Here is a 14,197-nt window from a genome sequence, read left to right on the forward strand (position 1 = left end):
TTGCGTTAGATCCTCGGGCAAACCTCTGCAGGGCCTGTAGTATGTTTACGGAACACGTAGCTAATAGAGAGCTCGAAGCCGCCCACGCCATTTGTTGCAGTCCTTAGTGAAGAAACATTAAAATCGTAGCTCGTGCCAATAACCAGGCTTTTTACATGATAGCCGGCGCTGGCAACGGCAGCATCGCCAAGGCGGTACATACCGCCTAATATCAGCCCGTTATCGTCGTTGAGTTTTAATTCGGAATATAGCCCTATAGCCTTGATGTTGTTTTTTTGCTGGCTGATGTAAACAGCGTGTGGCGTAATATCAAAACCATCAGCCGCTTTTATTTTAATACCCCCGTGTACATTTAAACGGTAAGGAAGCTTGCTGTTTACCCCCCCGGCAGCAAATGGGTCGTTAGGCGCTGTTAAATGTGCAAGACTGACGCCGGCAAATACATTTGCCGTATGCATTGGGTCGCCATCGAAATAAAAGATACCTGCGCTTGCATCAAAAACGGTGGCGCTTGTGCTTGTAAAGTTTTCAAAGCTGGGCAAATTAGGGTCGAAGCCGCCGCCCTGCGTATATTGGTTATCCAGCTGTAGTTTGCTTGGGTCGAAACTGCGGTTAATTACGCCTGCCTGTACGCCAAAATGAAGCTTTTGGGTCCCATCATCAGATATAGCGATACCGTAGCCAAATGAGCCGTAAGCCGCAAAATAATTATACCCGGCTGTGCCGGCAGCCTGGTTAATGATGTTGAAACCTAACCCCACTTTATTATTTGCACGGGTATCTAATGATAGTCCGCCGGTTTTATAGCCTTTTGGCAGCCCGCTCCATTGCTCTTTAAAGTTAGCGTTAACGCGGGTTTGGCCATCAATAACGCCTGTTAACGCCGGGTTGAGCCAAAGCGGGTAGGCATAATATTGCGAAAAGTGAGGATCTACCTGGGCCTGTAACCTGCTGATAGCCCCCAGCTGGAGCAGAAATGTGATGAGTATAATTAGTTTTTTCACCTGATTAGCGTAATGGTTCCTTTTTTATTCAATGCTTTGCCATCTTTCATAGTTGCCTGTACGTAGTATACATACACGCCCGCAGGTTGTACCTTGCCTTTGTAGGTGCCGTCCCAGCCATTTTGAACGCTTATGGATGAAAACAGCATCTCGCCCCATTGGTCATATACAGAAAACTTAAGGGTGTTGATGTTTTCGCTATGCACATAAACAATATCATTTTTGCCATCGCCATTAGGCGTAAACGCGTTGGCGACGTATAGCTGGTTGGCAAGAGGATCTGTCGCGGTTAAGGTAACAGCGTTAGAGTTGTTGCTTACCTGGCAGTTTAAGGGCCCGGTTGCGCGTATAATAACCGTAACCGTTTGCCCGGCAGTAAGCCCTTGTACGCTGGTAGTTACCCCGGCATTGCCTGTTGCTACGTTTGTAAATGTTAAGCCGTTATCAAGACTTTGCTGGTAACCCGTTGCATTTGGTACAGGCTCCCACCTGAAGGATACACTTGTTGCAGTTACATCGCCAGCGGTTACCACGGGAGCCGGTAGCGGTTGTGCGAGTTGTATGGCGGCTGCCGCGCGGCTCGGCGAAACACAACCGCTTAAATTATTTGTAGCCCCGGCATAGTAAGTGGTAGCCGCATTAACCGCAGGGGTTGGAAAAGAAGCGCCCGTGAAAATGCTGTTTCCCCCTGTAGCGTTGGCGTACCAATTTATGGTAACATTGTTATCGGTACTGGTGGCTGTAAGTGTAGTGCCGGAACCGGCGCAAACCGTAGCACCCTGGGTGGCAATTGAAGGCGCGGCGTTGATTGTTACGTTGACGGCTGTACGAGGCGATATGCAGCCTGTAGTATTAGTAGCATCGACATAATAAATGGTATTGCCTGTCAACGGCGCTGTTACAAATTGCGGGCCGGTAAATACCGGTGTGCCGCCTGCCGCCGCGCTATACCATTTATAAGTTAACGCGGCCTGTGGACTCGCCACATCTAAAGTAGCAGGCGTGCCGCTACATACGAATAACGGGTTGGTAACCAAGGTAGGTGCTACAGGCGCGGGTGTAACCGTTACCGTGATGCTGGTTAAAATGGCGCTTGTGCAGATACCGTTTGATGTTTCAACATAAAAAGGTTGGCTCGCGTTCAACGGATCGGTGGTGTAGGTTGGCCCGGTAAAAAGCACCGAAGTTTTTGCCGGGGAGCTATACCACAGGTAAGTGAGGCTTGCATTTGGTGAACTTACCGAAATTACTGCCCTGCTGCCCGTGCATACGGCTGCCACTGGTGTTAAAATCACGTTAGCCGGCTGCGGCAAAATAGTAATGGTAACCGTGTTGCTGAACACGGGCAAATTACAAGCGCCCGATGTTACCTGGCGGCGATAGTAGGTGGTAACGCTTGTTGCCGCAGGGTTGTAATCTTTTATGGCTGTGGCGGGGATGGCGTTGAAGTTTACATTATCAACAGAGCTTTGCCACTGGTACTGGTAAGTGCCATCGCCACCGGTTGGGGTGCTGCCGGTGATAGCGGAAGCATCGCCGGTGCTGCAAAATGTTGTTACAGCAGGTGCTGTTATGGTATTGTTATCAATAGCAGGGATCACTGTTATTTTAACAACGGTGCTTTTGGTAGGCGTGTTACAGGTGCCCGATGATACGATGCGCTGGTAATATGTGGTAGCTGTTAGTACAGCAGGGTCGTAATCCTTAGCTGTGGCACCGGTGATATTGGCGAAGGTTAAGTTATCTGCAGAGTTTTGCCACTGGTAAGTGAAAACGCTGTTACCACCCGTTGGCGCAGAAGCGGTGATGATGGCAGGATCGCCGGTAGCGCAAAAGGCGCTTACAGCGGGTGCTGTAGCCGTATTGTTAGCTATAGCTACTATGGGTTGCACAGTAACCTGGTAAAACGAATCGTAAGTGAGCACGCCGCCCGCGCCGATAGTTTGGCGGCGTAGCGTGTAAATTATATCTACAGTGGTATTATTACCAAGCGCCGAGGTTTGATAGTTGGCAGTGTTGATGGTACCCGGCGCGTTTACCCAGTTATTGCCCTGCAGAACCTGCCATGCGTAAGTGCCTGCGGGGGCAGGTGTATCGCCTGTTATTGTGTTTGCCGTGCCAACGCAGGTAGTAACTGCTTTGGCAACCTGTACCGTTACCTTATAAACTTTTGGGGTACAGCCGCCGCTAAGGGTGTATGATACCGGGCTGGAGAAATTTGGCCCGTGCCCGATAATGGCGAAAGCGTACCGCTGCTTACGGTTATAGTTGGCAATAAGGCAGTAACGTTGGTATTGACTGGCACTACCAGGGTGACGGTTAAATTAGCCTGATCTATAAGGGCCGGTGCAATTTGCTGCGGAAGCGTAAAGCTGGTTATTTGCCCAGTGGTGCCGCTGGTTTGCAAGTAGCGTGCAACAAAGCTATCCGAAATGAAATTTTGCGCGGTACGGTTGGTTATGGTACAGGTTGAGGGATCGAAATTTACCGTAGAGCAAAAAGAGCCGCCTAATACAACATCATCTACATTGATGATTGCCATTTCAATACCCAGGGTAAGATCGCAATTGGGGCTGCCGGCACTAAAGGCCCATTGGTAATTACCGTTAACATCGTACTTAGCCACGTAAAGATCGCGCTGGCCATGGTACGATACATTTGCCACAGCGGCAGAAGGGTCGAAATCAATAGTGCCGGTAAAATACCCTGTGATGTAAACGTTTTTGCTCTTATCGTTACGTATCATGTAATTGAATGCTCCCGCGCCGCTGCCGCCAATATCTTTTGCAAAAACAAGGCTTCCTGCGGATGAATATTTGGCGAGGAAACTATCCTTATTACCTGTTGCGTTTAAAGTGATACCTGTGCCGGTGAAGGTAAGGGATGAACTAAAGGAGCCGGTTAAGTAGATGTCGTCATTTACATCAATGCTGAGCTCGGAGCCGTTGTTTGTGAAATTACCGCTTGCAAACTTAGCCCATACCAATTTACCGGCCGGTGTGTATTTAGCCAGAAAGGGGGTGTTGAAGCCTCCTCCGAAACTTTGATGCGTGCCCAGCGGGTCGAAATCTACCGTGCCCGAATACGAACCTGAAACAATGACGTTGTTTTGGCTATCTATACCATTGCCAAATACCTGGGTATCGCCACCAGTGCCACCCAGATTTATATCCCATACGAAATTTCCCGCAGCGTTATATTTAACTATCAGGGCGTTAAACCCGCTGGAGGCAGATTCGGAGTGGCCGCCAATGGTAATGGTTTGCTGAAATATGGATGTAACGATCACGTTCCCTACGGCATCGCTGGTAACCTGCTCGCCCCTGTCGGTGCCAGAGCCGCCTATGGTTCTGGCCCACAATACATTGCCATTGGTGTTCAGGTGGATGGCAAATATATCCTCGTCCCCTGTGCTTTGCAGTATTGTGCCGCCTGCGTTAAGGTCAGATGACCTGAACTGGCCGGTAATGGTTGGATTCCCATTGGCATCTATCCCCATGGCGTTAACCTGGTCAAGGTCGTTCCCACCCATTGATACCGCCCAAACAATGGCACCATTGGCATCGTACTTGGCCACATAAATATCATAGCCGCCCGCCGATGTTAAATTTTTTACCCCGGCAGAGGGGTCGAAATCTACGGTTCCGCTAAAATAGCCCGCAACGTATATGTTGTTCAGGTTGTCGCTAACCATCCCAGTTGGCTTACTATCACCTGTGCCGCCTATATCATTCACCCATTTTGGGAACGGCAATTGGCAATACCCTGTGAGCGGAGACAGTAACAGGAATACTAAGAATAAGCGTAGTAAAGTTTTTATCATGTATTAATTTGTACCGAATGTAATATTTAATATCCCCACTACCGCCTGACGACAGGCAAACACCGGGGCTTTTTCATTTTTAAGTGTGTAAAGATTATCGTTTATTTGCCCTTATGTTTGATTTAAAAAAAGCTATTTTAAAATATTTGCCCATACACTATTTTAAGGCGCTAAACTCTTACTCGCAAGAAGGGGAAGACATGGTGCTCCGCTCTTTTTATGAAGGTAAAAAAAACTACAAAGGCTTTTTTGTGGACGTTGGCGCCCATCACCCATACCGCTTTTCTAACACGCAGCATTTTTATAAAAATGGCTGGCGCGGTATCAATATCGAGCCTACCCCCGGCGCTATAAAAGCATTCAACATTTTCAGAAAGAACGACGTTAACTTAAATATCGGCATTAGCGCCGTAAGGGATAAGTTAACCTTTTATTGTTTCAATGAGCCCGCCCTCAACGGTTTTTCTAAAGAGATCTCACAGGAACGCGATTCGACATCAACAAAATACCACATTACCAGCGAAGTAGAGATAGAGACCTGGCCACTATCTGAAGTGCTGGATAAATATTTGCCACCCAGTCAGCAAATAGATTTTTTAACTATTGACGTAGAAGGCCTGGACCTGCAAGTGCTGCAATCAAACAACTGGGCAAAGTACAAACCATTGTACATCCTGGTTGAAGACCGTATAGATTTTGAAAACCTAACCACCTCCGAAGTTTACGCCTATTTACATGAACGTGGGTACCAGTTAGTTGCCAAAACGTTGCGCACCCTCTTTTTTAAATATACTGCTTAGTGCTTAACGTAGTTTTGCAGGTAGTTGGTTTGCGTAGGCTGGTCTTTCCTCCATATAGTAAGCGAATCGGCCGTAACCTTCTGAACCTGAAAACTCCGCTCTAAGGATGTGCCTTTATCCAGCAGCAGCTGGCATCCATCGGTAATGCTCCATGTACCATCCAACGGCACGCCATCGCTTACCCTGTAGTAGGAGGCATCGGCATTGAGCTGAAAAAAGCCATTAGGGAATATGTCATAACGGCCTATTATGCCCGTTGGGGTGTAGTTTTCTATAGTGGTATAGGTATTATCCCAGCGTTTTTGCAATTGCGCCAGTGTAGGGCATTTATAGGGCGCGTAATGCTGCGTATAAAGCTTGTTGCCGTCTTTACGGCGCAGGGTTAACGAGTCGTTGGTAAGCTTTACTACTTCAAACTTTCGTTCGAGGGTAATTCCCGGGTCCAATACCAGCTGGCAGCTATCGGTAATATCCCATTTACCGCTCAACGGCACATTATCGCTTAATACATTATAAGTAGCATTACTGTTTAATTGGAAGTATCCTATAGGGTGGATAAATACCCGGCTTTCAACTACGCCGGCAGCATTGTAGGTGTCAATTTCGGTGAAGGTATTGGCCCATTTGTTAAAATAATCTACCTTATCATCGTAAAGGCACGATTTTTTAAGGTCGTCTATAGCGGTGGGCTCCTTAATACAAGAACTGAAAACAGTTGCAGCGCCAATAACTATTGTAAAAAAAGTAAATAATTTCCTCATTGTGAAGGTTTAGTCACTCAAATATAAGCTATTTCTTTAAAAAATTATTCTTTAATGAAAAAAATAAAAGTGACCTCAGCATCATGATACCTTGCGGCCTCGTCCTGGGAATGAGCAGTATAAAGAAGGTTGAACACGCATAACCAATTAGAGTACCAATAGCGGCCCCCATCATGCCCATACGCGGTATCAACAATAAATTAAGTACAATATTTACTATAGCCCCGAAAGCAGAACGGATAAAGGTGAGCTTCACAAAGTTTTCGGCAACCAGGTACTGGCCGTTGGCTGCCCCCAAAAACACAAATATTCCCGACCATATATGTACTGATAGCGTTGGCGCCGCGTAAGCATACTCGGGCGTAAGTATTTTATATATCAACGGCGAAGCGAAGGTAATTACAAGGGCTACCGGCACACTGAGGTAAACCATGAGGTCGTACAGGTTTTGTAACCGTTTATGGTAGCGCTCCGGGTCATCGCGCCGGGCATTTAAAATGGCCGGGAAAAGCGAAGTAACAATAACCGAGGGCAGAAAATTCCAGGCCTCGCTAAATTGCGCCACGGTAGCGTAAGCGCCAGCTTCTTTTACACCACTTATGTTTTGGATCATAATGGCATCTATTTTCATGTAGAGCGCAACCATAACGCCCGAGATGATCAACGGCCACGATAGCAGCAGCATTTTTTTAGCAAGCGCGCTGTTGTACGTCCAGTTAAAAATATTGCGCCCTTTACGCTGGTAGGTAAAAAAATACCCTATGGAGAGCAACAGGAAATCGAAAGCGTAGGCATAAACAAAAAATACCAGCGGCATTTTTGCCCAGATAAGCCAAAGTTTAATACCTGCCGATATTAGTTTGCCCGTTACCTGCACCTGCATAATGTATTTGGACTGTACCTCACTTTGGAAGTACGAATCGATAACGTTTAGCGCTTGCAATACACCAATGGAAGAAAGTATCAACACAAAATAATACGGTGTGCCCCTGGCAGGATAAAGCTGGTAAGCAAGCCATATTAATGGTACGCAGCAAACGCCAGCCATTATTTTAAGCCAGAAAGAGGTGCCGAGGATCTGATCGCGGTTGTTGGGGTATTGATGAAGTTCTTTTACGATGAACTGATCGAGCCCTAAGGTAGCAATTGCCGAGAAAAAATAGATGTAGATGGTGCCGCCGCTAAAGATGCCGTTTAACGCCCTACCAAGGTAACGCGCCACTAATATGCCAACAACCATGTTGATGAGCAGGCCACCTACACGCCCCACAAAAAGCATCCCCGTATTTTTAAAATACTTTTCAAGTGCCTGCTGGTCGAATCCTTTAATGGCGGGTATACGCATAGTGTGCTGCAAATATATTATTTTAGTTGATTGCGGGGATAGAATCAAGAACCAAGAGACAAGAACCAAGAGATAAGAATCAAGAACCTGAATGCATAGATCGGGGATTCGACGCATAATAGCTAACCCTGTCGTCCTTCCGTAAACCAGAGCGGGACAAAACGGGCAACAAGCGGACAAATCAAACCTCGCTAAACAAAAAAAGGCCGTCAAATAAATGACAGCCTTTCCTTATATCGGAGTGAGAACTACTCTCTACTCACCATTCTCAATATTATTGAGCCTGGAACTTTTTAGCGTTGATCCTTCTTTCGTTTTCGTTTAGGTAGATCTTACGCATACGGATACTCTGAGGAGTTACCTCGATGTATTCGTCGGCCTGGATGTACTCCATCGACTCCTCCAGAGAGAATTTAATAGCAGGTGCAATACGCACATTGGTATCGCTACCAGATGCACGCATGTTGGTTAACTGCTTGCCCTTGGTTAAGTTGATAACCAAATCGTTATCGCGGATGTGCTCGCCTAAAACCTGTCCTTCGTAAACATCAGTTCCCGGGTCAATGTGGAACCTGCCACGATCCTGTAACTTATCAATAGCGAAAGCAGTGGTTTTACCGGTATCCATAGATACCAATACACCATTTAAACGACCAGGGATCTGGCCTTTCCAAGGCTCGTATGCTTTAAAGCGGTGAGCCATAATAGCCTCGCCACCGGTTGCAGTTAATACGTTGTTACGTAAGCCGATGATGCCACGTGCAGGGATATCAAACTCTAAGTGCTGCAGATCGCCTTTAGGCTCCATTACCAACAGGTCGCCTTTGCGCTGTGTAACCAGCTCAATTACTTTACCTGCAACTTCGCCCGGTACATCAACAATCAGGGTTTCAACCGGCTCGCATTTAACACCATCAATTTCTTTGATGATAACCTGCGGCTGGCCAACCTGCAATTCGTACCCTTCGCGACGCATGGTCTCGATCAATACCGATAAATGGAGAATACCACGGCCGTATACCAGGTAAGAATCTGGTGATTCGGTCTCAACAACCTTCAGCGCCAGGTTTTTTTCCATCTCTTTGTATAAACGATCGCGCAGGTGGCGTGATGTTACAAACTTGCCTTCTTTACCAAAAAACGGTGAGGTGTTAATGGTGAACAGCATGTTCATGGTAGGCTCGTCAATTTTAATAACGGCCAGCTGCTCCGGTTTGTCAAAATCGGCAATGGTATCACCAATGTCAAAACCTTCAATACCAACAACAGCACAAATATCACCAGCGGCAACAGAGGTAGCTTTAACCTTACCTAAGCCTTCAAAGGTGTATAATTCTTTAATACGTGATTTTTGGATAGTACCATCGCGTTTAACCAACGATACCGGCATGTTTTCTTTAATAGTACCACGGGCAACACGACCTACAGCAATACGACCAACGAAAGAGGAGTAATCTAACGACGTGATCTGCATTTGCAAAGTACCTTCGTTAACAGGTGCCGGCGGGATATTCGCCAGGATGCAATCCATCAACGGGAAAATATCTTCGGTAGGTTTTTTCCAGTCGGTGCTCATCCAGCCTTGTTTAGATGAACCGTAGATAACCGGGAAATCCAGTTGGTCTTCGGTAGCCTCAAGGTTGAAGAAAAGTTCGAAGATCTGCTCGTAAACCTCCTCAGGGCGGCAGTTCTCTTTATCCACTTTGTTTACAACCACAATAGGTTTTAAGCCAAGGGCCAAAGCCTTTTGGGTTACAAAGCGGGTTTGAGGCATCGCGCCTTCAAATGCATCGCATAATAATAACACACCATCAGCCATTTTCAATACACGCTCAACCTCACCGCCAAAATCGGCGTGACCAGGGGTATCAATAATGTTGATCTTAACATCTTTATACATTACCGAAACGTTTTTCGATACGATGGTGATCCCACGTTCGCGTTCCAGGTCATTGTTATCTAATATTAATTCACCAGTTTCCTGCCCATCACGGAAGATAGCGCAACTGTGTAAAATTTTGTCAACCAATGTGGTTTTACCGTGGTCAACGTGTGCGATGATCGCTATATTTCTTATTTTTTGCATAAAATGCGGCCTCTAAATTTGGCGCAAAGGTACGCTTAATATATGGTATTTTAAAGCGTTTGCAAGGGGAATTTAAAGTCCATGAATAAATTACAGCGGAATTACTTAGGGTTAACGTATTATGCAGTAACATTTAACATCAAATAAACTACCAAACCCTTTCATTGCGAGCTATAGCGCGGCAACCTCATAGGCAGTTCAATATGCTGAGCCGGCCGTGCAAGTTAATCACTTATATCTCCACCCTGTCATTGCGAGCGATAGCGCGGCAACCTCACAAGCAGTTCAAGATATGCAAAGCTGAAACATGCAGGTTACCTCAGTACCCACTCTGTCATTCCGAGCGAGCCGGTGGGGGATGGCGCGAAGGGGCGACGAGGAATCTTTTTAGATGTGCAATTTGCACTTTGCTTCTCTCTTGCGTTCTGCTTCCAAAACTCTTGCCTCTCTACCAAGGGCGGTACCTTCGGCCCGGGCTTTCCGCTCATACGCGCACAGGCCTTAGGCGCGGGGCTGGTATCCGCTGCAATCCCTACCCCGCAAACCATCACTGGCGCATGCGTGCGCCAGTGATGGGGGCAAGTGTCCTCGTGGTGCCTTTGCATAGCGGCTTCGCAGTTCAATCTGCACGGTTTACTTAGTGACTACCTTGTATGCGGGCCACAAGCGATGACAATTGCAGCAGCGGAAATAGAGGGTGTTTATCAGATGTTTTACAAAGTGCCCGTTTCTTTTCTTGTTTTCTTGAAAATGCTTTGAATTTCTGCTAAATCATCAACGTCAAATTCAACGCCACTTTCCGTCATAACAACACCATCGATAGGGACATCTGATAAATTAACATTGTCCTTTACCCCTACAACTTTGTCCCAAGAAGAAAGCTTGGTAAAGCTGCCGGGTTCGGACGAAAACGCAAATTTTTCCCTTTCTTTAATTTTATCGATGCGAGATAAATCAATAAATCCTCTCGTACAGTGAGCGGAATCTTCGAGCTTATCAAAAAATAGAGGAGGACAAAAAGTTATTTCGATTGCTTTATTGTTATGCCAAAGGGGGTTAAAATCAAAAATATTTAACGGGATTGGGAAGTTATAAATGAAATCTTCGAAATAAATTTGGATATGGTGCATTAAATTTTTGCATAGCGTGTCATTTCGTTTAAAAACAATAGCCCTTGGCGACGCAACTTTAAAAGATAGCTCGTAAATACTAATTTGCCGTGCAAACATTTGTAACTGCTGATTAGCATTTTTGTGAAGAATATTGATTAGATTATCATACATCCCAATATCTTCTCGAGGTAAACAGCTTAAGGCTATTTTTAGGAATAGTTTATAAATATTAATGGGTGCGTAAGCTGATTTGTAATATTCTGCTGACGTCACCCCATTTTCAACGTCCAACTTGAAACATTCTTCATTTGGGTTTCTATTAATAATCCATGTAATAGTTTTGCCTGATTTTAACACAATCTCTTTCGCTTTTATTGTATTGGAAGAGAATGTTTTCTTTTGGTCATTGATGTTATTTAAGGTTTTATAAATACCTAAAAGCGAACTGAAATCTGATTCAAATAATGAGAATTTATTATTGCAATCATCACATTCGAAATCTGATTTTAAATTTTTGTTCCCCCAAGAATGAGGTATTAAATGAGCAACACAGTTAAATGTGACATCTGGACTACTCTTATTACAAAACCTACAAGTCCTTTTACTTTGCGGTATTAACGTATGTCGAGAGCCATCGTTGCTGATTAGGATATTTTGAATACTATAATTCTCCAAAAAAGATATTTGCTCAACTGCAAAATCTTTCATACAATATACATTCCGCATTAACAATATAAAATATTATAAGTAAATGTAGCAATATGTAAACGACATAAAGATATATTCATATTTTGTATTTACTATTATTTCAATAAGGGCTATGTGGTGATGCACGGTGGCTGCCTTGCATGTGGGGTGCCGAAATAAATTCGGCATGACGTGGGATTAAAACCCCCTCAACCAAGGCCGATGCACCAGCGGCGAAAACGCCCAGGGGATAGAACTCAATATCACCAACAAACCAATAGTAAACCAGATGGCCTGCGTACGGAATTTATCATGGTCCGTAATATCCCGTTTGGCTTTAGAGGAACCAACAGTGATAAGCGCTATGGCAATGAACATCATGGTGATATGTTCCATCCCAAAGAAACGGATCTCGCGCAGGCGCACACCTTCGCTAAAATGGTGAATAAACCAGTTGGTAATGGGGCTGATGGCATAGAGCCACACGCCTATTATAAATTGCAGGTGGATGATGGAAACGGTGGTCTGCCTCAGGTTGTCATCGAACTTGTTATACGCTTTTTTGCCCAGCCAGCCCTGGTACCCACGGTAAATAGCTATCAGCAGGCTAAGCAATACCAGCCAGCGAACTAAAGAATGGAGCGGAAGAATTAGGTTGTACATACTCTTATGCTGACGAACGAAAAGCCAACATATTTTAAAACCGATGATTTTCTTTCGTTACGCAGGAAGTAAGGGGGGCAGCCTATCGCTTAAAGGACCGGTTGCGGGCAATGATTTTTTTAACACCGCGGCCGGCGGCATCCTCCGCCATTTCTATGATCACTTTATCCAGCCTGTCCAGCTCATTTTTTATGTAAAGCAAAGTTTCACCGTCTGCCGGGTTTTCCAGTAAAATAGTGGTGAGGCCCTTAAGGTTGGCAAGCGGGCTGCGGATAAGGTGCGATTGTTTCCAGGCAATATTTTCTATATTGTGCATGTGCTTCTTTATTTCGCAATAAGCTGTTTTTAAGCTCACTTCTGCGTTTTTCCTTTCGGTTATATCTTCAAACTGGCTTACAAAATATATCGGTCCACCCCTCTTATCGGTCACCGTTGCTACGTTTACAGATATCCACACAACCGCACCATCCTTACATATATAACGCCTTTCTATCCTGCCGGTGCGGTTCTCTTCCTTTAATATTTCATCGGCAAGGGTAGTATATTCGTTATGGTCATCGGGGTGCGTAATATCCAAAAACGACATGGAAAGCAGTTCCTGTTCTTTATACCCCACCATATTACAAAGTGTTTTGTTCACCTGCAGCCATCTGCCTTTTAACGATACCAGCGCCATACCAATGGCAGAATGCTCAAAAGCGGCCTTGAACTTTGATTCGCTCTCTCTGAATTTGGCTAACAGGTTAGTCAATTTTGCAGAGCGTTCCCTAACCCTTTTTTCAAGCTCCCTGTTAATCAGCGTTACCTCTTGTTCGGCCTGGTGGCGACTATGGTCAAGCGCGTTTAGCCAGTTTACCAGATACCATGCCAGGGCCAACCCCGCACACAAAAAACAAATTATAAGCACCGCCAGCCCGCCGTTAAACGAGAATAGTTTAAGGTGACGCGACTCCATCCGAAACGCCCCAAACACCAAGCCTATAAAAACAAATTGGAACAATAACCGCCGTGCTGCCTTATTGCCTACGCGTGTACCCGTAAACAGCCCGGTTACGCCAATCCCGGGATGCAATAAAGAGGCGGTGATTGATATAAATAAAAATAAAAGAGCCGTATGGATGGCCATAGCGCTTGCATAACTTACGTTATAAAATAACGAAAACCCGTATAAGTAACCTATTAGCGCAACGGCAGAAATGGCCGTAACAAAGGTGAGCAGGTACTGGGCAAACAGATGGATAAAACGGTGTTTGAAATTAAAGCCCACAAAGGCCAGCCCCAACAAAATAAAGCAAGCAGCGGTATTTACCGACATGCGGCCCGGATTAGGGCGATGGAGGTTTATGGACGGATAATCGGTAATAAAAAACTGATCGATACCCAGGGTAAAATGAAATAAGGTTTGCAACAGCGATATAAGCCCTATAGCCATTACGAGTATTGACAAAAAAACAGAAAGCGCCGTATAGTACCTGGTGACACGAAACTGTGTAAGAAGCAAGATGCACCCCAATAAAATAAAACCCAACGCCGTGTTAAACTTCATGGACGCGTAGGCCGGGATAATAGTTTGGAAAGAGAGGATATTAAACACCCACCCAATAATTACGATAAAGCCAATAACAACACTTATTAACCCTGTATACGCAACGGCTTTTAGTTTTAAGGGTAAATACATCGACAAAATATTTAAGATAAGAGCAGGTTATTGGCGTAAATGTTAGCGGCAAAAAAGTTATCCCCGGCACTTTATATTTTGAGGGGAATATAAATGGCAATTGGATAAATACCTGATAACAGTACTCCTCTAACTTACCTATTTTAAATAAGTTTTCCGAAAAATAAAATTCAGCAAATAAAGTTGTAAAAGGATAATAAAAACACTTTTAAGCAATTTTACCGGGTATTTAGCCCCG

The 14,197-nt window shown here is 45.1% G+C and carries 11 protein-coding genes; 2 read left to right on the forward strand and 9 right to left on the reverse strand.

Annotated features, from left to right (window positions below):
- Positions 1 to 5 precede the first annotated feature (5 nt).
- From EPL05_RS17940 to EPL05_RS24055, 3 genes are all read right to left on the reverse strand, one after another.
- Positions 6 to 1,004 (reverse strand): PorP/SprF family type IX secretion system membrane protein, encoded by a 999-nt coding sequence (locus EPL05_RS17940; RefSeq protein ID WP_128535362.1) that lies wholly within the window; start codon positions 1,002 to 1,004, stop codon positions 6 to 8.
- A complete protein-coding gene (locus EPL05_RS17945; RefSeq protein ID WP_208394780.1) occupies positions 1,001 to 2,929 on the reverse strand; it encodes an Ig-like domain-containing protein in 1,929 nt (642 codons plus the stop codon). Before EPL05_RS17945 ends, EPL05_RS17940 begins: the two co-directional genes overlap by 4 nt.
- Before the next feature lie 230 nt (positions 2,930 to 3,159).
- Entirely contained in the window at positions 3,160 to 4,827 is a 1,668-nt protein-coding gene (locus EPL05_RS24055) for an autotransporter outer membrane beta-barrel domain-containing protein (RefSeq protein ID WP_166727741.1), read from the reverse strand.
- Positions 4,828 to 4,940: 113 nt separating this feature from the next.
- On the opposite strand from EPL05_RS24055, the gene EPL05_RS17950 reads away from it, so the two are divergent.
- On the forward strand, positions 4,941 to 5,627 hold the full coding sequence (locus EPL05_RS17950) for an FkbM family methyltransferase (protein WP_128535364.1): 687 nt from the start codon (positions 4,941 to 4,943) through the stop codon (positions 5,625 to 5,627).
- On the opposite strand, the gene EPL05_RS17955 is transcribed toward EPL05_RS17950, so the two are convergent.
- From EPL05_RS17955 to typA, 3 genes are all read right to left on the reverse strand, one after another.
- Positions 5,624 to 6,388, reverse strand: a complete 765-nt coding sequence (locus tag EPL05_RS17955; RefSeq protein ID WP_128535365.1) for a hypothetical protein — start codon at positions 6,386 to 6,388, stop codon at positions 5,624 to 5,626. The genes EPL05_RS17950 and EPL05_RS17955 overlap by 4 nt on opposite strands.
- A 28-nt stretch (positions 6,389 to 6,416) precedes the next feature.
- On the reverse strand, positions 6,417 to 7,733 hold the full coding sequence (locus EPL05_RS17960) for a flippase (protein ID WP_128535366.1): 1,317 nt from the start codon (positions 7,731 to 7,733) through the stop codon (positions 6,417 to 6,419).
- A gap of 274 nt (positions 7,734 to 8,007) precedes the next feature.
- Positions 8,008 to 9,819 (reverse strand): translational GTPase TypA, encoded by a 1,812-nt coding sequence (typA, locus tag EPL05_RS17965; RefSeq protein ID WP_128535367.1) that lies wholly within the window; start codon positions 9,817 to 9,819, stop codon positions 8,008 to 8,010.
- A gap of 393 nt (positions 9,820 to 10,212) precedes the next feature.
- On the opposite strand from typA, the gene EPL05_RS17970 reads away from it, so the two are divergent.
- Positions 10,213 to 10,392, forward strand: a complete 180-nt coding sequence (locus EPL05_RS17970; RefSeq protein WP_128535368.1) for a hypothetical protein — start codon at positions 10,213 to 10,215, stop codon at positions 10,390 to 10,392.
- Between the two features lie 140 nt (positions 10,393 to 10,532).
- On the opposite strand, the gene EPL05_RS17975 is transcribed toward EPL05_RS17970, so the two are convergent.
- The 3 genes from EPL05_RS17975 to EPL05_RS17985 form a co-directional block, all read right to left on the reverse strand.
- Positions 10,533 to 11,639, reverse strand: a complete 1,107-nt coding sequence (locus EPL05_RS17975; protein WP_166727742.1) for an HNH endonuclease — start codon at positions 11,637 to 11,639, stop codon at positions 10,533 to 10,535.
- A gap of 177 nt (positions 11,640 to 11,816) precedes the next feature.
- Positions 11,817 to 12,281, reverse strand: a complete 465-nt coding sequence (locus EPL05_RS17980; RefSeq protein WP_128535370.1) for a hypothetical protein — start codon at positions 12,279 to 12,281, stop codon at positions 11,817 to 11,819.
- 82 nt (positions 12,282 to 12,363) lie between these two features.
- Positions 12,364 to 13,959, reverse strand: coding sequence for a PAS domain S-box protein (locus EPL05_RS17985; RefSeq protein ID WP_128535371.1), 1,596 nt, complete (start codon positions 13,957 to 13,959; stop codon positions 12,364 to 12,366).
- Between the last annotated feature and the right edge of the window lie 238 nt (positions 13,960 to 14,197).

Origin of the sequence: Mucilaginibacter gilvus (assembly GCF_004054195.1) — a bacterium.
GTDB lineage: Bacteria > Bacteroidota > Bacteroidia > Sphingobacteriales > Sphingobacteriaceae > Mucilaginibacter > Mucilaginibacter gilvus.